Origin of the sequence: Sulfitobacter sp. SH24 (assembly GCF_965641895.1) — a bacterium.
Classification (GTDB): domain Bacteria; phylum Pseudomonadota; class Alphaproteobacteria; order Rhodobacterales; family Rhodobacteraceae; genus Sulfitobacter; species Sulfitobacter dubius.
Window position 1 is genome coordinate 2978668 of the sequence record NZ_OZ282575.1, and the last position, 25862, is coordinate 3004529.

General features: G+C 63.3%; 21 protein-coding genes. 7 read left to right on the forward strand and 14 right to left on the reverse strand.

The window, feature by feature from the left end; genetic code table 11:
* Positions 1–32: 32 nt before the first annotated feature.
* Positions 33–1943 (forward strand): PAS-domain containing protein, encoded by a 1911-nt coding sequence (locus ACSQ16_RS17265; RefSeq protein ID WP_243262193.1) that lies wholly within the window; start codon positions 33–35, stop codon positions 1941–1943.
* On the forward strand, positions 1940–2656 hold the full coding sequence (locus tag ACSQ16_RS17270; protein ID WP_243262192.1) for a response regulator transcription factor: 717 nt from the start codon (positions 1940–1942) through the stop codon (positions 2654–2656). The genes ACSQ16_RS17265 and ACSQ16_RS17270 overlap by 4 nt, the downstream gene beginning before the upstream one ends.
* Before the next feature lie 6 nt (positions 2657–2662).
* Here the strand turns inward: ACSQ16_RS17270 and ACSQ16_RS17275 are convergent, their stop codons facing one another.
* Together ACSQ16_RS17275 and fdhF are read right to left on the reverse strand one after the other, a co-directional pair.
* Positions 2663–3856, reverse strand: coding sequence for a hydantoinase/carbamoylase family amidase (locus ACSQ16_RS17275; protein WP_243262191.1), 1194 nt, complete (start codon positions 3854–3856; stop codon positions 2663–2665).
* 15 nt (positions 3857–3871) lie between these two features.
* Entirely contained in the window at positions 3872–6637 is a 2766-nt protein-coding gene (gene fdhF, locus ACSQ16_RS17280) for a formate dehydrogenase subunit alpha (protein WP_243262190.1), read from the reverse strand.
* Between the two features lie 162 nt (positions 6638–6799).
* On the opposite strand from fdhF, the gene ACSQ16_RS17285 reads away from it, so the two are divergent.
* From ACSQ16_RS17285 to ACSQ16_RS17295, 3 genes are read left to right on the forward strand one after another with little or no spacing between them, the layout of a single operon-like run.
* Complete coding sequence (locus tag ACSQ16_RS17285; protein ID WP_243262188.1) at positions 6800–7450, forward strand: histidine phosphatase family protein; 651 nt, start codon at positions 6800–6802, stop codon at positions 7448–7450.
* Positions 7451–7475: 25 nt separating this feature from the next.
* Entirely contained in the window at positions 7476–8099 is a 624-nt protein-coding gene (locus tag ACSQ16_RS17290) for a glutathione S-transferase family protein (protein WP_243262187.1), read from the forward strand.
* A complete protein-coding gene (locus ACSQ16_RS17295; RefSeq protein WP_243262186.1) occupies positions 8096–9151 on the forward strand; it encodes a saccharopine dehydrogenase in 1056 nt (351 codons plus the stop codon). Before ACSQ16_RS17290 ends, ACSQ16_RS17295 begins: the two co-directional genes overlap by 4 nt.
* Positions 9152–9153: 2 nt before the next feature.
* Here the strand turns inward: ACSQ16_RS17295 and ACSQ16_RS17300 are convergent, their stop codons facing one another.
* The 12 genes from ACSQ16_RS17300 to ACSQ16_RS17355 form a co-directional block, all read right to left on the reverse strand.
* Complete coding sequence (locus ACSQ16_RS17300) at positions 9154–9885, reverse strand: SDR family NAD(P)-dependent oxidoreductase (RefSeq protein WP_243262185.1); 732 nt, start codon at positions 9883–9885, stop codon at positions 9154–9156.
* Complete coding sequence (locus ACSQ16_RS17305; protein ID WP_243262183.1) at positions 9882–10448, reverse strand: DUF3833 family protein; 567 nt, start codon at positions 10446–10448, stop codon at positions 9882–9884. The genes ACSQ16_RS17300 and ACSQ16_RS17305 overlap by 4 nt, the downstream gene beginning before the upstream one ends.
* On the reverse strand, positions 10445–11680 hold the full coding sequence (locus ACSQ16_RS17310; RefSeq protein WP_243262181.1) for an MFS transporter: 1236 nt from the start codon (positions 11678–11680) through the stop codon (positions 10445–10447). The genes ACSQ16_RS17305 and ACSQ16_RS17310 overlap by 4 nt, the downstream gene beginning before the upstream one ends.
* On the reverse strand, positions 11677–12465 hold the full coding sequence (locus tag ACSQ16_RS17315) for a DUF1365 domain-containing protein (protein ID WP_093927903.1): 789 nt from the start codon (positions 12463–12465) through the stop codon (positions 11677–11679). The genes ACSQ16_RS17310 and ACSQ16_RS17315 overlap by 4 nt, the downstream gene beginning before the upstream one ends.
* Entirely contained in the window at positions 12462–13781 is a 1320-nt protein-coding gene (locus ACSQ16_RS17320; protein ID WP_243262180.1) for an NAD(P)/FAD-dependent oxidoreductase, read from the reverse strand. The genes ACSQ16_RS17315 and ACSQ16_RS17320 overlap by 4 nt, the downstream gene beginning before the upstream one ends.
* A gap of 137 nt (positions 13782–13918) precedes the next feature.
* Positions 13919–14932: a pyridoxal-phosphate dependent enzyme gene (locus tag ACSQ16_RS17325; RefSeq protein WP_243262179.1), complete on the reverse strand. Its 1014-nt coding sequence runs from the start codon at positions 14930–14932 to the stop codon at positions 13919–13921.
* Positions 14933–16177: a DNA recombination protein RmuC gene (locus tag ACSQ16_RS17330; RefSeq protein ID WP_243262178.1), complete on the reverse strand. Its 1245-nt coding sequence runs from the start codon at positions 16175–16177 to the stop codon at positions 14933–14935.
* Positions 16174–18063: a DNA mismatch repair endonuclease MutL gene (gene mutL / locus ACSQ16_RS17335; RefSeq protein ID WP_243262177.1), complete on the reverse strand. Its 1890-nt coding sequence runs from the start codon at positions 18061–18063 to the stop codon at positions 16174–16176. Before mutL ends, ACSQ16_RS17330 begins: the two co-directional genes overlap by 4 nt.
* A gap of 283 nt (positions 18064–18346) precedes the next feature.
* Positions 18347–19276 (reverse strand): metal ABC transporter permease, encoded by a 930-nt coding sequence (locus tag ACSQ16_RS17340; protein WP_243262176.1) that lies wholly within the window; start codon positions 19274–19276, stop codon positions 18347–18349.
* Positions 19273–20478, reverse strand: a complete 1206-nt coding sequence (locus ACSQ16_RS17345; RefSeq protein WP_243262175.1) for a metal ABC transporter permease — start codon at positions 20476–20478, stop codon at positions 19273–19275. Before ACSQ16_RS17345 ends, ACSQ16_RS17340 begins: the two co-directional genes overlap by 4 nt.
* Entirely contained in the window at positions 20475–21269 is a 795-nt protein-coding gene (locus tag ACSQ16_RS17350) for a metal ABC transporter ATP-binding protein (protein WP_243262174.1), read from the reverse strand. Before ACSQ16_RS17350 ends, ACSQ16_RS17345 begins: the two co-directional genes overlap by 4 nt.
* A gap of 3 nt (positions 21270–21272) precedes the next feature.
* Complete coding sequence (locus ACSQ16_RS17355; RefSeq protein WP_243262173.1) at positions 21273–22262, reverse strand: metal ABC transporter solute-binding protein, Zn/Mn family; 990 nt, start codon at positions 22260–22262, stop codon at positions 21273–21275.
* Positions 22263–22439: 177 nt separating this feature from the next.
* Here ACSQ16_RS17355 and deoC point away from each other — a divergent pair, with 177 nt between their 5' ends.
* Together deoC and ACSQ16_RS17365 are read left to right on the forward strand one after the other, a co-directional pair.
* Positions 22440–23453, forward strand: coding sequence for a deoxyribose-phosphate aldolase (deoC, locus tag ACSQ16_RS17360; RefSeq protein WP_243262172.1), 1014 nt, complete (start codon positions 22440–22442; stop codon positions 23451–23453).
* Positions 23454–23497: 44 nt separating this feature from the next.
* Positions 23498–25843 (forward strand): aldehyde dehydrogenase family protein, encoded by a 2346-nt coding sequence (locus ACSQ16_RS17365; RefSeq protein WP_243262171.1) that lies wholly within the window; start codon positions 23498–23500, stop codon positions 25841–25843.
* Positions 25844–25862 lie beyond the last annotated feature (19 nt).

Here is a 25862-nt window from a genome sequence, read left to right on the forward strand (position 1 = left end):
CGCGGTGCTGGCCCTACCGTCGACGGATGCCGATGCAGATCACCGATGACCAAACTAAAGCCCTGACCCAAGCCGGTCTGAACCTGATCGCTCAGGCGCTGACGATCTATGACAGCGATCTGCGCCTTGCGGTCTGCAACGGGCCGTTTCAATCCATGTTCGATCTGCCTGATGAACTGGTCACCCCCGGCGCGCCCTTTGAGGATACGATCCGCCATCTCGCCGGAACCGGCGAATATGGTGAGGTCACGGATGTCGATGCCTTCGTGGCCGAGCGTGTCGAACAGGCGCAGGCTTTTGTGCCGCATTACATGGAACGCACCCGCGCGAACGGGCGCACCATCAGCGTCGAAGGCTCCCCGCTGCCGCAGGGCGGCTGGGTCACGGTCTATACCGACATCACCAACACCAAACGGCAAGAGGCGCTGTTGCGCGCGCGGTCCGATGCGCTGAGCGATCAACTGCTCTCCCATGCCGAACAGCTCGCCGCCAGCAACCGCAAGCTCGAAGCGACGATCACGGCGCTGGAAGAAGCCAAACGGCAGGTCACTGAAAGCGAAGCCCGCACCCGCCTGACAACCGAGATGATGCCCGCCCATATCGCCCATGTCGACGAGAATGGCCGCTATATCTATTCCAACCGCCGCCTCAGCAGTGTGATGCCGGGGCGGCCCAGCAATATTTACGGTCTGCACATCAGCGACGCGCTCGGGGTCTCCGCCTATGGGCGGATCAAGCCCGCGCTGACCCAAGCCTACGCGGGCAGCCCGGCGGTGATCGAGTTCACCCATGACGAATCCGCCCGCCGCATCCGGGGGGCCTTTACCCCCGACAGGCGCGGCGGGGTCTATATCCTGTCGATGGACATCACCGAGGAAACCCAGACCCGCGTCGCCCTGCAACAGACACTGAAACGCGAGTTGGCCTCTCGCATGATCTCTGGGCTGGCGCATGACTTTTCGAACCTTTTGACCATCATTCTGGGGATGCAGTCGAAACTCGCCCGGCTGCCCGACATGCCGGCGCAAGCGGGCGAATTGGTCGAAGGGACCTTGGCCGCCGCGCGGCGGGGCGGCACGCTGCTCAGTTCCATCGCCGATGTGACAGAACCCCGCGCCCTGCGCCCTGCGGCCACCGATATCGCCGACCTCTTGAACGAGCTTTCCACCCTCGCCGCCCCGACCCTGCCCCCGAAATGCGCACTGATGGTGCGCAATGACGCGCCTGAAGGGTCGGTACTGCTCGACAAAGGCCGCGTGCAGGATGCGCTTTTGAACCTCATCCTTAACGCACGCGACGCCTGCGGCGCGCAGGGCACGATCACACTGACCCAACGGCTAGTGCATGACACTTGGATCGAATGGGTGATCCATGACACCGGACCGGGCTTCTCGCCTTCGGCACTGGAACGCGGGGTTGAACCGTTTTTCACCACCAAGGGCAGCGAAGGATCGGGGCTGGGTCTGTCGATGGTCTATGACATGACCAAATCCGCCGGCGGCGATCTTCGGCTGAGCAATGCCCCCGAGGGCGGCGCGCAGATCAGCCTGCGCCTGCCCTACCGCGCCGCCGTGCCTGCCACGACGGGTCTGGTGCTGCTGGTCGAAGACACCACCGACATTCGCGCCGTGGTGCGCGACATGTTGATGGATCAGGGCCATTCGGTGATCGAGGCCACCAGCGCAGATGAGGCCACGGCCCTGATCGCCGATCTGCCCGACATCGCTCTTGTCCTCTCTGACATCCAACTCACCGGCGAAGGCACCGGCATCGACCTTGCCCGCCGTGTCGGCAGCAGCCTGCCGCTGTTGCTGATGACCTCTCTGCCCGCCGATCACCCGCTGTTTGTCGAGGCGCAGACCCTCGCGCCGGTGCTGCGCAAACCCTTCGACGCCGACGCGCTTTTGTCGCTGATCGCCCCATTGAAAGCCACCGCCCCATGAGCCGTGATACCGCCCCGCGCCCACTGGTCACCATTCTGGATGACGAACCCGAGATCCGTCAAATGTTGTCGGACACGTTGCAGGAAGCGGGCTTCGACACGCTCAGCTTTGGCCGCGCGCGGGCTTTTGAAGCCGCATTAGCCACCCATACGCCCGATGTCTGCCTTGTCGATCTCAGCCTGCCCGACACCGACGGTCTGACGCTGGTACATCGGCTGGCGCTGGAACAAGGCGCGATCGTCATCATCATCTCGGGCCGCGCGCAGGTGCAGGACCGGGTGACAGGGCTGGAGCTTGGGGCCGATGATTATATCATTAAACCCTTCGATCCGGCGGAAGTGGTCGCCCGCATCCGCGCCCGCCTACGCAGCGCCAAGCCCACCCCGCAGGCTGGCACCACCGCGCGTTTCAACGGCTGGACCGCACATTTCGACCGCTATGTCTTGCAGGATGCGCAGGGCACCGAGGTCACCTTCTCCCATGCCGAAGGCGAGGTGCTGCGGCTTTTCCTAGACGCGCCGAAACGGCTGATTAGCCGTGCGCAGATGCAAGAAAGCCTTGGCGGCGTCGCCTCTGAAAGCTTTGACCGGGCGATGGACGTGCGCATCTCGCGGCTGCGCACGAAGCTTGGCGAAGACCCGAAGAACCCGCAGTTGATCAAGACGATCTATGGCGCGGGCTATATCTTCCTTGGTGATGTGAACTGGGACTGACGGCGCTCAAAGCGCCGCAACGGCCCGGCCCAGCACCTCAACCGCCGCGACCAGATCGTCTTCGGCTGTGTCCTCTTCGAAAGCATGGCTGATCCCGTTGATCGACGGCGCGAACAACATCGCCACGGGCATCAGCCGGGCCACATTGGTCGCGTCATGCAAAGCGCCCGAGGGCATCACGCGCCACTTGCCCGGCGCTACCGTTTCCGCCGCCTCGGCCAGCGCGTCGCGCAGTCGGGTATCCATCGCTACCGGCTCCAACCCCAACATCGGACCAAAAGACAGCTCCATCCCACGTGTCTGGGCAACCTCTTCGGCGGTCTCGCGGATGATCTTCTCAATCCGGGCCAGACGGTCGGTGTCACCGTCCCGCCACTGCATGGAGAACACCGCCTTGCCGGGCACGATGGACGAGGCATTGGGGTGCAGGCTGACATGGCCGATGGTCCAAACGGTGCTTGGCGTCACCACGTTGCGCAGCCGGTCATTGAGCAGGCTGTTGAAGGCAGATACCGCTTGAAAGGCATCCTTGCGCACCGCCATCGGCGTAGTGCCCGCGTGGTTTTGCTGGCCTTCAAAGGTCACCTTCATATCGCGGATGCCGACGATGTCGGTGACGACACCGATCTGCTCGCCACTGTCATCCAGCGTCGGACCCTGCTCAATATGCAGCTCGATATAGCCGGTGAACTGCGCGGGATCGACGGGGCCGGTGACCATACCCGCCACCGCGCGGCGCGCCTCCGCCAAACTGACCCCAGCATGATCGGTGAGACCGTCAGCATCCACCTGATCCAGAGCGCCGGACCACACGGTCGAACCGGTGGTCACGCCAAAGCGCCCCTCTTCATCTTGGAACGACACGACCGATACCGCGGGGCCCCCGGTCTCACGCGTCGCGCGGGCGACTTCGAGCGCCGCGATCACGCCCAAGGCACCATCCAGCCAGCCCCCCTCGGGTTGGCTGTCGGAATGCGACCCCAACAGGATCGAGGGCCCCTCTGCCAGGCCAAAGAGGTTGCCCATCGCATCGACTTCGATCTTGAGCCCCGCCTCGCGCATCCGGCCCGCAAGCCACTCCCGCGCCTCTACATCGGCGGCGGAATAGGCCGGGCGCACCACGCCCTTACCCACCCCTGCCGCACCAATGGCACGCAGATCGTGCAAATCCTTCAGAAATCGCGCGGCATCAATCTTCATTCTTCAAAACTTTCTTTACTCGGCGGCGACGGTGCCTTTTGCCGCCTCCACCCTGACGGCAGAGAACTTAAACTCCGGGATCTTGCCGTAGGGGTCAACCGCTGGATTTGTCAGGATATTCGCCGCCGCTTCGACATAGGCGAAGGGCAGGAAAACCATGTCGGGTGATACCGCCCGATCCTCGCGGGCCATGATCTCGATACTGCCGCGTTTGGTCGAAAGCCGCACATGCTCCCCCGGTGCCACGCCAAGGCGACGCAGGGTCGACGGGTGCAACGAGCAATTCGCCTCCGGTTCCAGCCCGTCGAGCACCTTGGACCGCCGCGTCATCGACCCGGTATGCCAATGTTCCAACTGCCGCCCGGTGGTCAGTATCATCGGATAGGCGTCATCTGGCGCATCATCGGGTGCAACGATCGCGGCGGGGGTGAATTTGGCGCGGCCTTCGGGACGCGGGAAACCCTCGCTAAAGACAATCGCCTGCCCCGGATCGCTCTCGCTGAGCGACGGGTAGGTCACAGCATTCTCACGCGCCAAACGGTCCCATGTGATGTTGTCAAAGGACTTCATGTTCAGCTTCATCTCGGCAAAGATATCCGCCGGGCTTTCGTAGGACCAGCCAAGGCCCAGCCGCTTCGCTAGTTCGACCTCGATCCACCAATCCTCGCGCGCCTCCCCCGGGGGCGTCACCGCCGGGCGGCCCATCTGGACCTGCCGGTTGGTGTTAGTCACCGTGCCAGTCTTCTCGGCAAAGGCGCTGGCGGGGAGGATCACATCGGCATAATTCGCCGTTTCGGTCAGGAAAATGTCCTGCACCACCAGATGATCAAGCTTGGCAAGGGCCGCGCGGGCGTGGTCGACATCCGGGTCCGACATCGCCGGGTTCTCGCCCAGCACATACATCGCCTTGATCTCGCCGTCGTGCACCGCGTCCATGATCTCAGTCACCGTCAGCCCCTTCTCGGCGCTAAAATCATCTGAGCCCCAGACCTCGGTGAAAGCCGAGCGCACGCCGTCGTCGCCGACTGGCTGGTAGTCGGGCAGGAACATCGGAATGAGGCCAGCGTCCGAGGCGCCTTGCACGTTGTTCTGCCCGCGCAAGGGGTGCAGACCGGTGCCGGGGCGGCCGACATGGCCGGTCATCAGTGCCAGCGAAATTAGGCAGCGCGAATTGTCGGTGCCGTGGATGTGCTGGCTGACCCCCATGCCCCAGAAGATCATACCCGCCTTGGCCCCAGCAAAGGTCCGCGCCACATCGCGCAGCACCTCGGCCTTGATGCCGCAGACGGCGGCCATGGCCTCGGGCGGGAAGTCCTTCAGATGCGCCTTCTCAGCCTCCCAATTCTCGGTATAGGCCGCGATATATTGCTCGTCGTAGAGACCTTCTTCCACGATCACATGCATGATCGCGTTGAGCATCGCCACGTCGGTGCCGGGGCGGAATTGCAGCATATGGCTGGAGAAACGGCGGAGCCCCACACCGCGCGGGTCCATCACGATCAGCCTGCCGCCGCGCTTGGTGAACTGTTTGAAATAGGTCGCAGCGACTGGGTGGTTCTCCACCGGGTTGGCGCCGATGACGATGGCCACGTCGGCGTTCTCGATCTCGTTGAAGGTCGCGGTGACGGCGCCTGAGCCGACGTTCTCCATCAGCGCCGCCACGGATGAGGCATGGCAGAGCCGCGTGCAGTGATCGACGTTGTTATGGCCAAAGCCCTGACGGATCATCTTTTGAAACAGATAGGCTTCTTCATTAGTGCATTTCGCACTGCCAAAGCCCGCCACCTCGCGCCCGCGCCCCTTGAGGCCCTGTGCTGCGAAATCCAGCGCCTCGTCCCATGTGGCCTCGCGGAACACCTCGCCCCAATTGCCCGGATCGACATTCAGCCCTTTGGCGGGCGCGTCCTCGCGGCGGATCAGCGGTTTGGTCAGGCGGTGATCGTGGTGGATATAGTCAAAGCCAAAGCGCCCCTTGACGCAGAGCCGCCCTTCGTTCGCCGGGCCGTTGATGCCTTCAACATATTTGACCTTGTTGTCCTTGACCTTCAGCGAAATCTGGCAACCCACGCCGCAGAAGGGGCAGATGCTTTCGACTTCGCTGTCGTAATCTGCACTGTCACCGACCTGCGCCTCATCCACCACCGTGGCAGGCATAAGCGCCCCCGTCGGGCAGGCCTGCACGCATTCGCCGCAGGCCACACAGGTCGATGCACCCATAGGATCGTCGATATCAAAAACCGGATACGCATCATGCCCACGCCCGGCCATGCCAATCACGTCGTTGACCTGCACCTCGCGGCAAGCGCGGACGCAGAGGTTGCACTGGATGCAAGCATCAAGGTTCACACGCATTGCCACATGGCTGTCGTCCAACAACGGAATGCGGTCCCGCTCCAGCTTGGGGAAACGGCTGCTCTCTACCCCGCTCAGCGACGCCATTTCACGCATATGGCTCGATTTGTCATGCGCCACCTCCTGCGCGGGTTGGTCGGCCAGCAGCAGCTCCATCACCATTTTGCGGGCATTCTCGGCGCGCGCATTGTTGGTGGTGACGACCATCCCCTCGGCAGGCTCGCGGATGCAAGAGGCCGCCAGCACCCGCTCTCCTTCGATCTCGACCATACAGGCGCGGCAGTTGCCGTCGGGGCGGTAGCCGGGGGCGGGTTTGTGGCACAGATGCGGGATTTTAAGACCCCGACCATTGGCCACTTCCCAAATGGTCATGCCAGCCTCTGCCTCAACGGTTTGCCCATCAAGCGTGAATGTGATCCTCTCGGCCATGGCTGCCCCTCCCGCTAGCTATTGCCCAAACTATAAGCAGAACTCGGCCCTTGTCAGGGGCCAATCCCGACACCCCGTCACGGATAAACGCCGCGGCGGTGCATTGCATTGTATGGCCCGACAAGCTGCCCTATCACTTGGGCGAACAGTGAAAGCCCTTTGATGTCCCACATTACCCTGATCCGCCACGGCCAAGCCAATTCCACCGCCAAGGACGAGTTGAGCTATGACCAACTTAGCCCACTTGGCCATGAGCAAGCCGCATGGTTGGGCGAGCATTTGCGTCACAGCGAAAGCCACCACACGCGGCTCTATACCGGTACCCTGACTCGCCATATCGAAACCGCCGAGGGGATGAACACCGGGTTGGAGCCCATTCGCGACGCGCGGTTGAACGAGTTGGAGTATTTCACCCTCGCCAATCTGATGGAGCAGCAGCACAAGGTGCCCTTTCCCCGCGCGGGCGAGTTTGTGCATCACCTGCCGCAGGTCTTTGACTATTGGAAAGCGGGCAAGCTTGCCGACACGCCCGAAACCTATGAGAACTTTGAAACGCGGGTGCAATCGGCTCTGGCTGAAATTGCCGAAGGTGAAGGCCCGGCGCTGGTGGTGACTTCGGGCGGGCTGATTTCTCTAGCGATGGCGCAGGCCATGGGCGTGGGCATCCCGGCCATGGCGCGTTTGGCGCTGGCGATCATGCATACCTCGATGCACCGGCTCTTTCCCATCGGCGGGCATTGGTCGCCCGTGCTGTTCAACGCTGTGCCACATCTTGACCGGCCCGACCGTCGCCTTGCACAAACGCATATGTAACCCCTCGCCCGCGAAAGGCTGACCCATGTTGAAACTTCACTACGCCCCCGGGACGATCTCGGTCGCCGTCGCCATCGCCCTTGAAGAAGCGGGGCTGGACTATGAACCGGTGAAGGTCGATTTCGCCAGCGCCGAACAGACCGCCGCGCCCTATCTGGCGCTGAACCCCAAGGGCCGGGTGCCGACCCTCGTGACCGAAGCGGGCAGCGCCCTGACCGAGACTGGCGCGCTGTTGGACTATGTCGCAGCCCGCGCGCCCGAGGCGGGGCTGGTCCCGGCTGACCCTGAACTCGCGGCCCATATGCGCGGAGTGATGTACTACCTCGCCTCGACCATGCATGTGGCCCACGCCCATAAGATGCGCGGCCACCGCTGGGCCGATCAGCAATCCAGTTTTGACGATATGAAAGCCAAGGTGCCGCAGACCATGGCCGATTGCGCGGCCTATATCGAAAACCACGCCTTCCGGGGCGACTTTGTTGCGGGCGATGCCCTGTCGCTGGCCGATCCCTATCTCTTTGTCGTCTCGGGATGGCTGGCCGGTGACGGGGTCGACCGCGCGGCTTACCCACGGCTTGATGCCTTCGACGCCCGCATGGAAGACCGTGCCAGCGTCAAGGCCGTGCGCGCGAAGGGAATCTTGGCATGACCCATCTGTGGCTGCGCGCCGAACAGCGCGACAATGAGACCCGCACCGGCCTGACGCCCGAAGGGGCGGCCGCGCTGATCGCGACAGGCATGAAGGTGAGCGTCGAAGACAGCGACAGCCGCGTGATCCCCACCGCCGCCTATGCGCAGGCGGGCTGCGAGATCGTCCCCGCGCATAGCTGGCCCGACGCCCCGCGCGATGCGGTGATCTTTGGTCTGAAGGAACTGCCCGAAGACGGGACGCCCCTGCCGCATACGCACATCATGTTCGGCCATGCCTACAAGGGCCAATCCTCGGGCCGCAAACTATTGGAGCGGTTCAAGGCGGGCAGTGGCACGCTGCTGGATTTGGAGTATTTGACCGATGACGCGGGCCGCCGCGTTGCCGCCTTTGGCTATTGGGCCGGGTTTGCCGGGGCTGCGGTTTCCGTCAAATGCCGCATCGCACAATTGCGTGGCGAGACCTGCGGCCCGGTGCAGCCCTACCCCGACGCCGATGCCTTGAAATCGGCTCTAGCAGAGGAACTGGCACAGGTAGATGCGAGCGAAGACCGGGCGCTGGTGATCGGCGCTTTGGGCCGCGTGGGGCGCGGGGCGAGCGATCTTTGCGAGGCTTTGGGCATCCCCGTCACCGGCTGGGATATGGCCGAAACCGCCCATGGCGGGCCGTTCCCCGAAATCCTCGACCACGCCTATTTCTTCAACTGCATTCTCGCAGGGCCAGACACTCCCGCCTTCGTCCGCCCCGATGCTCCTAAAGCAAAGCGTGCCCTGCGGGTGATCGGCGACATCGCCTGCGACCCGGACAGCGCCTTTAACCCGGTGCAGGTCTATGACCGCGCGACGACTTGGGAGACGCCCGCCCTGCGTGTGCACGACGCCCCGCCGCTGGATGTCATGGCCATCGACAATCTGCCCTCAATGCTGCCGCGTGAAAGCTCTGAGGATTTTGCAGGCCAGTTGCTACCGACCTTGCGGGCCTTGCCAGAGGCAGGAAATCCCGTCTGGCAAGGTGCGCGTGATCTCTTTGGCAAGCATGTCGCCGAAGTCTGAGATCAGGAGAAGAACCGGTAATACAGCCAGTCCGGCAGGAACCGCCCCAAACGGAACAGCAGCGAAAACCCGTAAGGGAAATCCAGTTTAAAACTGTCGCTGTTCATATGCTCATAGACCCGCCGCGCGGCGTCTTCCGGCGCCATCAAGAAGGGCATTTTAAAGTCGTTCTTATCGGTCAACTGGGTCTTGATGAAACCGGGGTTGATGACCTGAACCTGCACGCCTGTCTTGCGCAGATCGGCGTGCATACATTCCGCCAAAGACATTGTTGCCGCCTTGGAGGCCGTATAGCCGATTGAGCCGGGCAGCCCGCGATAGGCGGTCAGGCTGGAGGTGATGACGATATGCCCCTCATCCCGGGCAACCATCTGCGGCACGACCTGCCCCAGCACGCGCAACAGGCCGGTAAAGTTCACATCCGCCATGGTCACGGCGTGACCCGCTTGCCAATCCTTCGCACCGAAGGGCCAATAGGCTCCGGCCAGATAGACCAGCCCATCAATCGGACCGATCTCCTGCGCAGCGGCGGCGACATCGGCCTCATCGGTCACATCCAAGACCCGCACCCGCGCCCGCCCCGGCAGGGCTGAGGCCAATTCGGTCAGCTTGTCCTCTGACCGGGCGGAAAGGATCACCTCCGCCCCGGTGCGGCTGAGTTGATGGGCCAGCGCCGCGCCAAGACCGTCGCTTGCGCCCACCAGCCAATAGGTCTTGCCTTGCCAGTCCTTCATCGTTCCTCCGCCGGTCGCAGCGTGGCGACCAATTCTGCTACTTTGATCCCGAATTTTCGAAACTGGCTGCGGTTCACGATGGTGCCGTCGGGGGTCAGATACATCCAATCGACCGTTTTCAGCACATGGCTGCCAAGCTCTTCGGGCAGACGGATACGGTAGCGTAGCAGCAATGTCGGCCCTGACTGGATCCCCTGCCCCTCACCGATCACATCCGGCGCGGTGCTGGTGAAATTGCCGTTCTTGCCCAGCGTCACGGTCCATTCCCGCTCCTGACGCGAACCGTCATTGTAGCGGAAAGTCTCGGCCACGGTCGCCACGTTCCCTTCCCAGGACACGTCGAAATTCGCGGTAAAACTGCTGGTGACACGGCCCAGGGGGCCAAAGATCACGCCCTCGCAGATCATTTTGTCCCGCAGATGCAAGCGCAGGTCGAAGACAGGGAAGGAATCGACATAGTCGCTCGGCGATTGCCCGTGGAACTCTCCCAAACGGCGGCGCAGAAAGGTCAGCAATAGACCAAGCGCAAGCCCGACAGCGATAAAGATCAACGGCTCTGTCACAGTTTCTCCACGTCATTGGTACTGGCAAGCAGAGCGATCGCCAGCAATTTCAAAGCGCAAGGTACACCAGCATAGAACCAGATCAACAGGGAGATGGATATGTCGGAACTGTCTCCCGCACCGGTCTGTAACCCTGCGCGTTCTAAAGCTGGAAGTAGGGCCGCCGCCGCGAAAGCCAAGGTCAATTTAGATACGAAGGACCAAAGACCGAAACCTTCGGCAGCGGAGGGGGCGATCTGCGCCATACGGGTGGCGAACATGGCGGGCAAAAGCGTCAGATCCGCGCCCAAAACTGCGCCAGATGCCAGACATACCAACGCAAAAAGCACCACGTCCCCCGGCCCCAAAAGCAGCGCGCCCCCAAAGGCAACAATGCCTAAGGTCATCGCAAACAACAAAACCTGCCGCGCGCCAAAGCGTTCGGCCAGCATTCCCCAAATCGGGGCCGCCGCCGCAGCAGCAAGAAAGAAGAGCAGCAAAAGCGGCCCTTCCCACCCCCGCGCGTCGAGCGCCAACTCAACGTAGAACAGAAACAGGGTCGACGTAACGGCCACCGGCGCGGCATTAACCAGCGCGATCAGCAGCAACCGCCGCGCCTGCTGGTCCCGCAAAACGGTGCCAAATCCGCTGGCCATGGGCGGCCCCGCCGCGCGCCATTCGCCGCGCATCGCAGTGATTGCCCAGAGGGCCAAGATGGCAAAGCCCACTGCGAAACCGGCAAAGGGACGTTCGAGGGCCAAGCCCAGTAGCAGTGGGGCCACGGATGCCATGCAAACGCCCAAGAGTGCCCCGGTCTCACGCCAACGCGCCAGCGTCAAATGCCCCGCACCGGGGAGCATGTCAGCCTTTGCGACCCCCTGCGCGTAAAAGCAAATGGTCAGGAAACTGAAAGAGGAGAAAACCAGCGTCAGCATCAGCGCGAACCATAGCACCGGAGCCACAGGGGCCGGCACGGCAAAAAGCCCCAGCATCGCCAGCGCCATTACCGCGCCTGCCCCCGCCACCGCCGCCGCCCGCTGGGCACGAAGCCTTTGAGCCAACCAACCGAGTGCAGGGTCTTGCACGACATCGAGCAGCCGCAGCGCAAACAGGACAGAGCCGAGAGCAGCCAGCGATACGCCATATTCATCGACATAGAATTTCGGTGCGTGGATGTAGATCGGCAGCCCCGCTGCTGCGAGCAGTGCCGCGAAGAGCGCATAGGCGGGCAGTCGCGCCGCAGGCCTCTTCATCTGCCACCCGCGCCATGGGCGCTGTCGCGCGAGACTTCGATCTCGGGCGCCTCAGGCCGACCGCGAAATCCGGCGCGCTTGAGCCAGAGTTTCAGCGCCTGCCAATGGATTAAGGCCAGCACCCGCCGCGCACCGAAGGGTCGGCGCAGCAGCGACCAGAGGATGCGGCCGTTCGTCAGCGGCGCACGCGGCCCGGTCAATGTCGCGATCAACCCATTCTCACCATCCGTGAAATCGATCCAGATGCCGATCCGCTCAGGGGTAATATCAAACCGAAACACATAACCGCCCGCGACATCCTGAAAGGGTGAAACATGCATGAGCTTGGCGGCCGTGAGCCGATCCTCAGGCAGAATAGGCCGCAAGTCAGGGTGATGGCAAAGATAAGAATGCCGGTCGCCGTAGGTATTGGTGACCTCGGCAATCACCGCAATCAGCGCGTTGTCCGCCCTGCGGCAAAGCCAGAAGCTGACGGGGTTAAAGACATGACCTAGCACACGCGGCTGCGCCAAAAGCTCTATCCGCGCCACGCCAGAGATGTCATGTGCCGCCAACACATCGCGCACCCAAGCAGCCCCGCGCCCCTGCCCCGGCGCGCCGCCATGGTCGCTGTCTTGCAGGCTGGTCAGCCCCGTACCATTGCGGGCGAACAGTGCGGGCGTGGCCAACACCTCGGTCTCCGCATCGCAAAGCACATAGTCCACCGAATAGCGAAAGCGGTTTTCGACCGCGCCCTTGCGGCCATGAAAGGTCTGACCGCTGATATGATCGACGCCCGCCGTCACTCCGCCGCCAAGGGCGCCGCCCGCGCGGTCTGCATCCGCTCAACCACATCCACCGCACTGGCCAGCCCGTCTTCGTGAAAGCCGTGCCGCATCCAAGCGCCGCAAAACCACGTATTCTGGCTGCCGTTAAACGCACGCACCTCCTCCTGCGCGGCCAAGGCGGCAAGATCATAAACCGGGTGGCGCAGGGTCACTTGGTCATAGATCAACTCCTCGCGGATCGTGCGTTTGGTGTTGAGCGTCACGAAATGCGGATCATCCTGCGGGATCGGTTGGAGCGAATTCATCCAATAGGTCAGGTCGATCCGGTCAGACTTCTGCTCCCGATCCTCAGTATAGACCCAAGACGCCCATGTGGAGCGGCGCTTGGGCATGATGCTGGTATCTGCATGCAACACAATGTCATTAGGCTGGTAGCGGATCGCGCCGAGCGCACGCTGCTCAGCCTCGGTCGGGTCAGAAAGCATTGCCAGCGTGTCATCGGAATGGGTGGCAAAGATCACTTCGTCAAACGCCTCCCACTCACCGCCCCAAACACGGACCTCAACACCCTGCGCGGTTCGCCGCACGGCCTGCACGGCGCTGTCGGTGCGCAACGCGACGCCCTTGGCGCGCAGGGCGCTCTCTAGCCGATCGACATACTGCCGCGAGCCGCCTTTGACCGTGTACCACTGATGCTGGCCGGAATAGTTCAACAGCGCATGGTTTTCGAAAAAGTTGACCATGGCATGAGCGGGGAAGTCCATGATCTTCTCGGTCGGAGTGGACCAGATCGCGCCCGATAGCGGCGAGAGGTAGAAGTCGCGGAAATAGCGCCCGGTGCCAAGCCGATCGAGAAACTCGGCAATGGTTATCGACGGATCGCGCGAGACAGCCAGAGCGTTTTTGTTGAAATGCACGATATCGCGCAGCATCCGCAGGAAAGGCGGGCTGAACATATTACGCTTCTGAGCAAAGACCGCGTTGAAATTGGTCAGCGCATATTCCAGCCGCCCACCGTCAATCGACGCGCCAAAGCTCATGTTCGACGGCACGACCGGCACGTCCAATTCCGCAAAAAGCGCCGCAAGTTGCGGGTAGTTGGCATAGTTGAACACAATGAACCCGGTATCGACCGGCTGATCACCATTCTTGCCCGCGATCACCGTCCGCGCATGGCCGCCGATCTTGGCCCCTGCCTCATAGAGGGTGACGCGGTCCGCAGGCGCCAGCATATGCGCCGCCCCCATGCCGGAAATCCCACCGCCGATCACGGCGACACGCCGACCAAGCGGCTGTTGGGGGAGGGTACTGTCGTTCAGAGCTTCAAAAGGCATAGGGGTCCTGCTTTGGTCCGGAACTTTGGATATGGGGCACCCACGGGTAAAGGGGAGTTAAAGTTGCAGCGTCCGATAGATTTTCTTGGAAGAGTTCACGCAGTTCCGCGATCGCGTGCAAAGCCCCTTGGAGGGCGCTAGGACAGGAGGCTGTCGAGCGCCCCTTGTCCGCGGCTTAGCTGGCCCAGATAGCTGTCAGTGTCGATATTCGCCCCGCAGACAATCACGCCGACACGCCGCCCTGCCAGTTGCGCGCGCAGAGGCCCGAGCGCCCCGGCCATCGCAGCCCCGGCGGCAGGCTCCACCGCCAGTTTCGCCGCCTGTTGCAGCACCACCATTCCGGCGCAGATCGCATCGTCGCTGACCGTCACCACATCGTCGACATAGACCGCACAGAGCGCATGACCGAAGGGCAACGCCATCGGCGGGCCGAGGCTGTCGGCGATTGTGTTGACCTGCGGGATGGTGACAGGCGCGCCAGAGGCGAGGCTTTGCGACATGCTGTCGGCGCCTGTCGGCTCCACGCCGTAGACCCGGCAGGCGGGGTTGATTGCTTTGACCGCCGCAGCCACACCGCTGATCAGCCCGCCGCCGCCAACAGAGACGACGACCGCGTCCAAATCCGCCACTTGCGCCATGAACTCCAGCCCGACCCCGGCGGTGCCGAGCGAGGTGTGCAGCCCCTCGAAAGGATGGATAAAGAACCGCCCCTCTTCGCGCACCAGCCGCTCTGCCTCGGCAAAGGTCTCTTGCCCGGCGGGTTTCATCACGACCTCGGCCCCGGTCGCGCGGGCCAACTCGACGCGGAAGGGGTTGGCGTTGTCCTGCATCACCACCTTGGCGCTGATGCCGAGCTTGGCCGCGGCCCAGCCTGCTGCGATGGCGTGGTTGCCCGCGCTAGCCGCGGTGATCCCGCGCCCGCGGGTGTCGTCGTCAAGCTGGCGCGCCACCGACAACGCGCCGCGGGCCTTGAAGGTGCCGGTATGCTGAAAACACTCCAGCTTGAGCGCGACACGCGCGCCGCCCAGCACATCATCAACCATAGGAGAGGAGAGCGTCACCACCGGCGTTGGCAAGATATCGCTGCGCAACGCGGCGGCCCGCTTCTGCATCGCCTCCAGCGTCATCCCGGTAATGTCTACGTCGTTCATTCAGCCGTTCCCTTCGGGTGTCCTTAGGGGAACAATAGCCTCGGTTTTGTCTTCTGCCAGTTCTTCGAAGTCGAAATTATGCAAGCGGCCCGCGCGTTTGGCGGCTTTTTCGCTGCTGACTTTGATCTCTTCGACATCGCGCCGCGCTTGGCTGAAATGCCGATCAAGGTTGCCGACACGCATCGCCAGACGCTCAACATCCTTGTTCAGATTGCCCAACTCCTTGCGGATCGCCCCCGCTTGTTCACGCATCCGCGCATCTTTCAGGATCGCGCGCATGGTGTTGAGCGTGGCCATGCAGGTCGTCGGGCTGACGATCCAAACACGCTTTTCAAACCCTTCGCGCACCAGTTCGGGGAAGTTGGCGTGCAATTCGGCATAAACCGCCTCAGAGGGGAGGAACATCAACGCGCCTTCGGCGGTCTCACCCTCCAAAATATACTTGTCGGCAATCGCATTCAGATGCACCCGCACGGCGACCTTCATCTGCTGGGCGGCGGCGCGGGTCTCGGCTTCGGTCTTGGCACGGCGCAGGGCCTCATAGGCCTCCAGCGGGAATTTGCTGTCGATCACGATCGGGCCGGGTGGGTTGGGCAGATGGATCAGACAATCAGGTCGTTTGCCGTTGCTGAGCGTGGCCTGCAGGGAATAGCTGTCGCTCGGCAGGGCTTTCGAGACGATATCGCGCAACTGAATCTCACCGAAAGAGCCGCGCGTCTGCTTGTTGCTCAGGATGTCCTGCAGCGACAGCACGTCGCCGGACAGTTTGGTGATATTATCCTGCGCCTTGTCGATTGAGGCCAGACGCTCCTGCAACTGCGCAAGGCTGGTGGTGGTGCGTTTCGACGAGCCGTGCAGCGTCTCGGTCATGCGCTGCTGCATCTCGGCCAGCGAACGGGCCGAGCCGGCGGCGTTGTCGGCCAGCCGGTCCTGCATCTGCTGCTGCACATAGGCGAGCCGCGCCTCCATGCTCTGCATCATCTGCGCTTGGGTGTTGGTTTGGGTGTCCGAGACCATCTGCAACCCGCCGCGCAACTGCTCCTGCCCCTGCCCCAACTGCTGCACATGGCCGCCGAGAATACGCATCTGCTGTGCCAAAGGGGCAGCCACACGGGCCGAGCGGCCAGCGGCGCGGACCGCCATGATGAGTAGGATAACGATGAGCAACAGCAGCCCGGCGCCGGCAAGGGCGGCCAGCGTCACAGGGTCAGACAGGTTCAACGTCGTGCCGCCAAGCTCCATCAAGTGCGCCCGAAAAGCCGTTCGATGTCGGCGAGTTTGAGTTCGACATAGGTTGGCCGCCCGTGGTTGCACTGACCCGAATGCGGGGTCGCCTCCATCTCGCGCAAGAGCGCGTTCATCTCTTCGGCGCGCATCCAACGGCCCGAGCGGATCGAGCCGTGGCAGGCGACCCGGCTCAAGATCGCTTCGATCTTGGCCTGAACGATGTTGCTGCTGTCGCCCTCGGCCAATTCGTCGAGCACGTCGAGGATCAGCGCACGGGCGTTCACGGTGCCGAGGATCGCGGGCGTTTCGCGCACGGCGATGGCGCTGCCGCCAAAGGCTTCAATGCCAAGGCCAAGTTTCGCAAGCTCCTCCGCCAGTTCCAGCAGGCGCGCGCAGTCATTGGCGGACAGTTCGACGATCTCGGGGATCAGCAGCGCTTGGGCCGCGACGCCGTTCTCGTTCATCTGCCGCTTGAGTTTCTCATAGACCAGCCGCTCATGCGCCGCGTGTTGATCGACGATGACCATGCCATTAGCAGTCTGGGCGATGATGTAATTTTCGTGCACCTGCCCCCGCGCGGTGCCGAGCGGGTAATCGGGTGTGGGCGCGACCTCTTCGGCTTCGGGGGCGGCGGCGTGGCTGGGCGCGGGCATCTCGGGCACCGGCGTGCCCTCCACCCGGCCCCAAACGCCTGCGGTCTCGGCAAAGCCGGGGGCCTGCGCCTGATAAGCAGCTTGCCGCGCGGCGGGGCTAGGCCGGTCCATGCCCGCGCGGTCCATCTGGTAGACCCGCGCACCCTGTGGCTCTGGCTGCATCGCGCCCAAGGTCGCCTGCGCCACGGTGGTCGAAGCGCGGTGCCCCGCCTCGGCCAGCGCATGACGCAGGGCCGAGACGATCAGCCCGCGCGCCAAACCGGGATCGCGGAAGCGCACCTCGGATTTCGCGGGATGCACGTTTACATCGACCAGCGTTGGCGGGCATTCCACGAACAGCGCCGCCGCCGGGTGGCGGTCGCGGCTGAGGAAGTCAAAATAAGCGCCGCGCAGCGCCCCGGTCAGCAGTTTATCCCGCACTGGGCGGCCATTCACGAAGAGATACTGCGCCACCGCAGAGCCACGCGAGTAGGTCGGCAGTGCTGCGAACCCCGTCAGATGCAGCCCTTCGCGCATGGCGTCGATGGGCAGGGCATTCTCGGCAAACTCCCGGCCCAGCACCTGCGCCAAACGGCCATGAAGCGCCTCAAACAAATCGCCCTGCTCAGCCTCGGCGCGGAACACATCACGGCCTTTGCCATCGCCCGAGACATCGCGCAGCACGAAGCGCACGAAAGGCTCAGCCATGGCCAACCGTTTGATGACATCGCCGATCGCCTGCGCCTCGGCCCGGTCGGTGCGCAGGAACTTGAGCCGCGCAGGCGTGGCAAAGAACAGATCGCGCAGGGTGACGATGGTGCCGCTGTTCAGCGCCGCCGGGCGCACCTCGCCCATACGGCCCCCGTCGACCGTGATCTCGGCCCCGTCAAACCCCGATGCTCGGCTGGTGATGGTCAGCCGCCCGACAGCACCGAGGGACGGCAACGCCTCCCCCCGAAAGCCGAAAGTGTGGATATCAAGCAGGTCTGAGCCATCGATTTTCGAGGTCGCGTGGCGTGACAAGGCCAGCGCCAAATCCTCGGGCGCGATGCCACAGCCATCGTCGGTCACGCGGATCATCGTCTTGCCGCCGTCGGCATATTCCACGGTGATGCGCCGCGCGCCCGCGTCGATGGCGTTCTCGACCAGTTCCTTCACGGCGGAAGCGGGGCGTTCCACCACCTCGCCCGCAGCGATGCGATTGATCGCGGAATCGTCCAACTGACGGATGACGGGGCGGTTTTCGCTTATATTGGGGGTCGGGCTTGGCATACCGCAAGACCTAGCATGGGCCATTCCGATTCTGCCAGATCGGATTGCGTCTATCAGAGGGGGAAGACAGAGTCAGCGGACCGCCGCCAAGACTGGGGCGATCCGCTTCTGGGTCGGCTACTCGGCGCACTGGTGCTTTTGTTATTCCGGTCTTATCAGCGCGGCGGGCGACCCGGGTACAAGTCGTCTCCGAAGGAGCTTGCCACCTGTATAGACGCAGGACGAATCACAGGTCAAAGCAAAAGCGAATCGGTTGCCCAGAAAACGAATCGTTGCGATTCGATTAAGCGGCGGGGGCAGCAGCGCCTCTTTGCCGATGCGGCCCCATAAGTGCCGAAAACCCAAGGATAACCCCTGAAACCGTGGCGATCATCCCCGCCGCCGACACCGAATCCCGCATACCGATCCAAAGCGGCCCGTATCCGGCCAGCACATAGCCCAGCACTGCGGCGAGCGTGGCAAAAAGCACCGACCACGCAATCTGGTACTCCAATCGGTTGGTCATCATCCGCGCGGCGGCGGGGGGGCAGATGAACATGGCGATCACGATGATACTGCCCACCGCGTCAAAGGCAGCCACAGCGGCAATCGCCGCAACGATGACCAGACCAAGACCCAGTGGCCCGGTCTTCATGCCGATGGTACGGGCGAAGCCCTCGTCGAAGGTGCTGATCTTGAGCGGCCGCCAAAAGAGCGCCGTGAACAGCGCCACGAAAAGAAACGTCATTGCCATGCGCGGCAGCTCCACCGGGAGGGTCGCCAGCGCCTCGGGGTCGAGCAGCGACGCCCAGCCGGTGGCATCCAGCCAAATCAGGCTTTCGAGGTTACCGTAAAGCGCATGTTCTACGTCGAGATGCACATTGCTGGTGTCGGATTGTTCCAACAGCAGCACGCCGCCCGCGAACATCGCGGTAAAGACCACGCCCATCGCCGCACCGGATTCGATCTTGCCCAAACGCCGCACACCTTCAATGGCCAGCACGGCGATCAGCGCCGCCCCCGCAGCGCCCAGTAGCATCGGCCAGGTGCTGACCACACCGGTCAGCAGGAACGCCACGACGATCCCCGGCAACACCACATGGCTGATCGCATCGCCGATCAGCGCTTGGCGGCGCAGGACAAGGAAGTTTCCCGGCAGGGCGCAGGCCACGGCGACGAAGATGCCGGTCAGCATCGGCACCAGTGAGAGGGGAACAAATTCAGAACCGTTCATGCCATCACCCCGCCGAGCATGGCGATGCGGCTGTCAATTTCGCGGATTTGGTCGGCGGTCAGCACCGTCTCGATGGGGGTCAGACCGTCATATTGCTGGGCGGCGGCCTCGTATGCCGGATCGCGGCGGATCAACTGCCAGCGGGTTTCGTCCCGCAACGCCTTGGCGGCACGGCCCCGGCCTGCTTTGGTGGCGACCCCATCGGGCAGCGCATAGCCCTCGGCGCGCAGCAGACGGAGGGTGAGTTGTTCGTAGATCGGTTGCCCATGGGCCAACGCCAGTAGCCCCTGCCGCAGATGCACCCGGCGCTGGTACCGGCGGTGGCGCAGCAGAGCCGACAGCGCTCCGCGCCCCGGGGCCAGCAGCAGCGACAGCGCAAAGAGCGCAAAGCCCACCAGCACGATGATCGGTCCCGTCGGCAGGTTCGGCTGCGCCGCCGACAGCGCCGCGCCGACATAGGCCGCGATACCGCCCAGAAGGCCTGAGATCAGCACCACGTGATCGGTCCGCTCGCTCCAGAACCGGGCGGTGACAGGCGGGATGATCAGCAGCGCGACGATCAGGATCAGCCCGACGATCTTGAGCCCCACCACCGTCACGGCCAGCACCAACCCCATCATCGCCAGATCCGTGCGCGGCACGTTCTGCCCAATGGCGGTGCCATATTCGGGATCGAACGAGGCGAGCGTGAGCGGGCGGCGCAAGAGCAGCACCAGCGCCAGCGTCAGCGCCGCCGCGACGGCGATGATCAGCGCATCGTTGCGCAGCATCCCGGCGGTAGAGCCCAAGAGAAAATCCTCCAGCCCCGCCTGTCGCCCCGCGCTCATGGTCTGGATCACCGTCAGCAAGACGATGCCTAGCCCAAAGAAAACCGACAGCACCGAGCCAATCGCCGCATCCTCGGCCAGTCGCGTGCGGTTGCTGAGCCATGAGACCAAGAGCAGCCCCGCCGCCGCAGACAAGGCCGCGCCCAGCAGCAGGCCGATCAGGTTGCGGCCGTCTCCGCCAAACGCGACCATCACCATAAACGCCAGCGCCACACCCGGCAGCGTCGCATGCGAGATCGCATCGCTGACCAATGCTCGCTTGCGTAAGAATAGAAAGGTGCCGCCAACCCCCGCCGCCATGCCCAGCAGCGTCGCCCCAAGTGTTACCAGCGTGGCGTTATAGCCCAGTTGCAGCGTCAGAGCGTCCCAGATCATGACAGCTGCAACGCATCCATCTGCGCCCCCGCCAAACGCCCGCCATAGGCATCTTGCAGGTGGTTGGCTTGGAATACCTCTTCGACACTGCCTTCGGCGACGCGGTGGGTGTTGATCAAGAACACGTTGTCGAAATACTCGACCACGGTGGATAGGTCATGGTGAACCGCCACAACCGTTTTGCCTGCGTCGCGCAAGGATTTCAGCACGGCGATGATCGCCTTTTCGGTCGCCGCATCGACCCCGGCAAAGGGTTCGTCCAGCAGATAGAGGTCTGCATCCTGTGCCAAAGCGCGGGCGAGAAAGACCCGCTGTTGCTGACCGCCTGACAGTTGGCCGATCTGGCGGGTGGCGAAATCCTCCATCCCGACGCGGGCCAGACAATCAGTGGCGCGGGCGCGGTGCACAGGGCGGATGCGGCCAAGCAGGCCCAGTTGCGGATAAAGCCCCATCAGCACCACGTCGATCACGCGGGTCGGGAAATCCCAATCCACGCTGGCGCGCTGCGGCACATAGGCGATGCGGTGACGTTGTTCGGAGACCGGCTTGCCATAGACGGTGGCGGTGCCCGCCAGCGGCGTCAGAATGCCTAAGGCGGCCTTGAGCAAAGTCGACTTGCCCGCACCATTCGGGCCGATGATCGCGGTCATTTTCCCCGGTTGCACCGTCATATCAACTGAAAACACCGCAGGTTTCTGCCCGTAGGAGACGGTCATGCCGCGCACGGCAAGCGGGCTGTCGGCGCGGGAGGTGGGCGCGGCGTCACGGCTGCTGGCGAGTTCAAGTGTCATGGATCAGCTTCCCTGTACCAGCTTGCCGGTCATCCCGCCCGCATCCACCGACGCGCCAAGCGCGCGGGCGATGGTGGTGACGTTGTGATCGATCATACCGATATAAGTGCCCTCATAGCTCCCCGGTTCCCCCATGGCGTCGCTATAGAGCGAGCCGCCGATCACGACCTCATGACCGCGCGCCGCAGCGCCTTCGACCAGCGCGCGCATGTTGCGGTCGGAAACCGACGTTTCGACAAAGACGGCGCCGATCTCACGCTCGACCAATTCATCAACCAGTGAAGAGATGCGATTGAGCCCCGCCTCGCTGTTGGTCGAGATGCCTTGAATGCCGATCACCTCGAACCCAAAGGCGCGTCCGAAGTAGCTGAAAGCATCGTGCGCCGTGACCAAGACGCGCTGGCCTTCGGGCACCTGCGCCACGGTCTCGGCGGCATAGGCGGCGAGTTGGTCCAGTTCCGCGCGGTAGGTCTTGGCATTCGCGGCAAAGGTCTCGGCCCCCGCCGGATGCGCTTCACTCAGCGCGCGGGTCACCTCATCCACCACGGCGTTCCATGTGTTGGGGTCCATCCAGACATGCGGGTCATAGCGGCCCTCGTAATCCGGGTGGCTGAGCAGCCCCTCCTTAGGCAGGGCTTCGGCCACGGCGATCACGGCGCGTTTGCGGCCCAGATCCTCAAAGAACCGCTCCATCTGCGCCTCAAGGTAAAGGCCGTGCCAGAGCACCAGATCGGCCCGGGTCAGCGCCACGATGTCGCTGCGCGTCTGACGGTAGCTGTGCGGATCGACGCCCGACCCCATGAGCGAGCGGACCTCGACCAGATCGCCACCGATCCGCCGGGCGGCGTCAGCGATCATGCCGGTGGTCGCAACGACGTTGAGCTTTGGCGCGGCAAAGGCAGCGGGCGCGGCCCCGAGGAGGGCAAATGCGCTCAGGCCGCCGATTAAAGCGGTGCGGCGGGACGGGCGAAAGGGATCAGATGCATGTGTCATGGAGGTATTAGTGAGAACGATTCTCAATTAAGTCAACAGTTGAGAATGGTTCTCATTAACAATTTCCACATTTCGCCTGTTTTTAAGGCATTCGACCGGTGACGCGGGGTTAGCGTCGCTTGCTTTGGCCCCTGCCCCATGCCATTTTGCGCGCCTGACCAAACCGGAGAGACCCCGATGGCCACCCAGACGACCCCGCAGCACCATGAGACAGAGACCGACGCGCCGGGCCATCTGCCCCAGGTCACCGAACCCCGCGTCGAACCGATGCCGTTTGATATGGATTGGCTGCGCTCGGTGCAGGCGAACACCTCGGCGATCGAACGTCGCGCCGCCGCCCTGCCCGCCCGCCGTTCGCTGAAAAAGGACCACCAAGCTGCGTGGCTGCTGCGCGCGGTGACCTGTATCGACCTGACGACCCTCTCGGGCGACGATACCGCGCGCCGGGTCGAGCGGCTTTGCGCCAAGGCGCGCCAACCGATTGCGCCCGATCTGCTTGAGGCGCTTGGCATGGCGCCGATCACCACCGGCGCGGTCTGCGTCTATCACGAGATGATCCCCGCCGCGCGGCGCGCGCTGGAGGGCACGAACATTCCCATCGCCGCCGTCTCGACCGGGTTCCCGGCAGGGCTGTCGCCCTTGGAACTCCGCATTCGCGAGATCGAGATGAGCGTCGAGGCCGGGGCGAGTGAGATCGACATCGTGATCTCGCGCCGTCATGTGCTCTCGGGCGACTGGCAGGCGCTTTACGATGAAATGCGCGCCTTCCGCGAAGCCTGCGGCGAGGCCCATGTGAAGGCGATCCTCGCCACCGGCGAATTGGGATCGCTGCGCAATGTGGCGCGCGCGTCGCTGGTTTGCATGATGGCCGGGGCCGATTTCATCAAGACCTCGACCGGGAAGGAAAGCATCAACGCCACCCTGCCTGTCAGCCTCGTGATGATCCGCGCGATCCGTGAGTATTATGAACGCACCGGGGTGCGTGTGGGCTACAAGCCTGCGGGGGGCATTTCAAAAGCCAAGGATGCGATCACCTATTTGGCGCTGATGAAGGAAGAGCTGGGCGACCGTTGGTTGCAGCCTGACCTGTTCCGCTTTGGCGCGTCTTCGCTGTTGGGCGATATCGAGCGGCAGTTGGAGCATCATGTGACCGGCAATTATTCGGCGGCTTACCGCCACGCGACCTCCTGAGCCTGTTGCAGGCTGCGGGACGGTATTTGGAAAAGGATGAAGGCATGAGCGTGTCCGAGATTTTTGAGAGCATGGAATACGGGCCGGCCCCGGAATCGGCGGCAGATGCGCTGGCGTGGATCGTGGATCAGGGCGGGCGTTTTGGTCACTTCATTGATGGGGCGTTCACCGCGCCGGGGGCAGGTTTCGACAGCACCAACCCGGCGACGGGAGAGGTTTTGGCCAGCCTAACGCAGGCAACGCAGGGCGATGTCGATAGCGCCGTGAAGGCGGCGCGCAAGGCGCAGTCCAAGTGGGAGAAGTTGGGCGGCCATGGCCGGGCGCGGCATATCTATGCGCTGGCGCGGTTGTTGCAGAAACACGCGCGGTTGTTTGCGGTCTTGGAGGTCTTGGACAACGGCAAGCCCATTCGTGAGACGCGCGATATCGACGTGCCTTTGGCGCAGCGACATTTCTATTATCACGCGGGCATGGCGCAGTTGATCGAGAGCGAACTGCCCGATGCGCAGGCGCTTGGGGTTTGCGGGCAGATCATTCCGTGGAACTTCCCGCTATTGATGCTGGCGTGGAAAATCGCGCCCGCGCTGGCGATGGGCAATACCGTGGTGTTGAAGCCTGCGGAATATACCTCGCTGACCGCGCTTTTGTTTGCCGATATCTGCCGTCAGGCGGGCTTGCCGAAAGGCGTGGTCAACATCGTGACCGGCGATGGCACCGTGGGCGAGATGATCGTCACCCATGAGGATATCGACAAGATCGCCTTTACCGGCTCCACCGCCGTTGGCCGCCGCATTCGTGAGGCGACGGCGGGCTCGGGCAAGGCGCTGACTTTGGAGCTGGGGGGTAAATCGCCCTATATCGTGTTTGACGATGCCGATCTTGATAGCGCCGTAGAGGGGCTGGTTGACGCGATTTGGTTCAATCAGGGTCAGGTCTGCTGTGCGGGCTCGCGGCTGTTGGTGCATGAGCCTGTTGCGGACCGGTTCTATGCCAAGCTGCGCACCCGGATGGAGAAGCTGCGTATCGGCGATCCGCTGGACAAGAGCATTGACGTGGGTGCGCTGGTGGACCCGGTGCAACACAAGCGCGTGAGCGAGATGGTGGAAGCGAATACTGCGGGTGAGCGATTTGTCACGCCGGGTGAGATGCCTGAGAATGGGTGTTTCTATCCGCCGACGCTGATCACCGGGCTGAACCCGGCGGATACGCTGATGCAGGAAGAGATTTTCGGGCCGGTGCTGGTTTCGACCACCTTCCGCACGCCGAGCGAGGCCGTGCAACTGGCCAATAACACCCGCTACGGGCTAGCGGCGACGGTCTGGACCGAGAATGTGAACCTCGCCCTTGATATTGCGCCGCAGTTGGAGACCGGGATCGTTTGGGTCAACGGGACCAATATGATGGATGCGGCGGCCGGGTTCGGCGGCAGACGTGAGAGTGGCTTTGGCCGTGAGGGCGGCTGGGAAGGTCTGGCGGGCTATACCAAGTCCAAGACCGCTCAGAAGCCGTTGAAAGAGATCGAAGCCTTCAGCGGTGAAGGTGGCCCGGAAGACGGGATCGACCGCACCGCAAAGCTTTATATCGGGGGCAAGCAAGCGCGGCCCGATGGGGGGTATTCCGCACCGGTCTGGGGCAAGTCCGGCGGGCTTTTGGGGCATGTCAGCCTCGCCAACCGCAAAGATGTGCGCAACGCCGTGGAGGCGGCGCATGCGGCGAAGGGGTGGTCGAAAACCACTGGCCATCTGCGGGCGCAGATCCTTTATTATATTGCCGAAAACCTCTCGGCGCGGGGCGATGAATTCGCCGCGCGGCTGGATGCGATGCAGGGGACGAAGGCGGGTCGCAAAGAGGTTGATGCCGCCATTGACCGGCTGTTCACCTATGCCGCTTGGGCTGACAAATACGACGGTCAGGTGCACGGCGTGCCGATCCGGGGCGTAGCCTTGGCGATGAAGGAACCTGTGGGTGTGATCGGCGCGCTGTGCCCTGCCGAGGCGCCTTTGCTGGGCCTGATCTCTTGCATGGCCCCCGCCATCGCCATGGGCAACCGCGTGATCCTTTCGGCGAGCGAACCTTTCCCGCTGGCGGCGACCGATTTCGTGCAGGTTTTGGAGACTTCCGACGTGCCTGCGGGTGTGGTGAATATCCTGACCGGGCCGCAGGCCGATCTGGCCGACCCGATGGCGCGGCATATGGACATTGATGCCGTCTGGAGCTTTGGCGCGGCGGAACTCTCAGCCGTGGTCGAAAAAGGCGCGGCGAGTAACATCAAGCGCACTTGGGTCAACCACGGCATGGCGCGCGATTGGTTCGGGGCCGAAGGCGCGGGGCGTGCATTCTTGCAGGCCGCGACAGAGGTCAAGAATATCTGGGTGCCCTACGGCGAATAAGCCCTGACGCCCGAGACAA

Excerpts from the sequence above, each read along its gene's own strand:
- ACSQ16_RS17265 (WP_243262193.1), top strand. The coding sequence starts at position 33 with ATGCAGATCACCGATGACCAAACTAAAGCCCTGACCCAAGCCGGTCTG.
- ACSQ16_RS17270 (WP_243262192.1), top strand. The coding sequence starts at position 1,940 with ATGAGCCGTGATACCGCCCCGCGCCCACTGGTCACCATTCTGGATGAC.
- ACSQ16_RS17275 (WP_243262191.1), bottom strand. The coding sequence starts at position 3,856 with ATGAAGATTGATGCCGCGCGATTTCTGAAGGATTTGCACGATCTGCGT.
- fdhF (WP_243262190.1), bottom strand. The coding sequence starts at position 6,637 with ATGGCCGAGAGGATCACATTCACGCTTGATGGGCAAACCGTTGAGGCA.
- ACSQ16_RS17285 (WP_243262188.1), top strand. The coding sequence starts at position 6,800 with ATGTCCCACATTACCCTGATCCGCCACGGCCAAGCCAATTCCACCGCC.
- ACSQ16_RS17290 (WP_243262187.1), top strand. The coding sequence starts at position 7,476 with ATGTTGAAACTTCACTACGCCCCCGGGACGATCTCGGTCGCCGTCGCC.
- ACSQ16_RS17295 (WP_243262186.1), top strand. The coding sequence starts at position 8,096 with ATGACCCATCTGTGGCTGCGCGCCGAACAGCGCGACAATGAGACCCGC.
- ACSQ16_RS17300 (WP_243262185.1), bottom strand. The coding sequence starts at position 9,885 with ATGAAGGACTGGCAAGGCAAGACCTATTGGCTGGTGGGCGCAAGCGAC.
- ACSQ16_RS17310 (WP_243262181.1), bottom strand. The coding sequence starts at position 11,680 with ATGAAGAGGCCTGCGGCGCGACTGCCCGCCTATGCGCTCTTCGCGGCA.
- ACSQ16_RS17320 (WP_243262180.1), bottom strand. The coding sequence starts at position 13,781 with ATGCCTTTTGAAGCTCTGAACGACAGTACCCTCCCCCAACAGCCGCTT.
- ACSQ16_RS17325 (WP_243262179.1), bottom strand. The coding sequence starts at position 14,932 with ATGAACGACGTAGACATTACCGGGATGACGCTGGAGGCGATGCAGAAG.
- mutL (WP_243262177.1), bottom strand. The coding sequence starts at position 18,063 with ATGCCAAGCCCGACCCCCAATATAAGCGAAAACCGCCCCGTCATCCGT.
- ACSQ16_RS17340 (WP_243262176.1), bottom strand. The coding sequence starts at position 19,276 with ATGAACGGTTCTGAATTTGTTCCCCTCTCACTGGTGCCGATGCTGACC.
- ACSQ16_RS17345 (WP_243262175.1), bottom strand. The coding sequence starts at position 20,478 with ATGATCTGGGACGCTCTGACGCTGCAACTGGGCTATAACGCCACGCTG.
- ACSQ16_RS17350 (WP_243262174.1), bottom strand. The coding sequence starts at position 21,269 with ATGACACTTGAACTCGCCAGCAGCCGTGACGCCGCGCCCACCTCCCGC.
- ACSQ16_RS17355 (WP_243262173.1), bottom strand. The coding sequence starts at position 22,262 with ATGACACATGCATCTGATCCCTTTCGCCCGTCCCGCCGCACCGCTTTA.
- deoC (WP_243262172.1), top strand. The coding sequence starts at position 22,440 with ATGGCCACCCAGACGACCCCGCAGCACCATGAGACAGAGACCGACGCG.
- ACSQ16_RS17365 (WP_243262171.1), top strand. The coding sequence starts at position 23,498 with ATGAGCGTGTCCGAGATTTTTGAGAGCATGGAATACGGGCCGGCCCCG.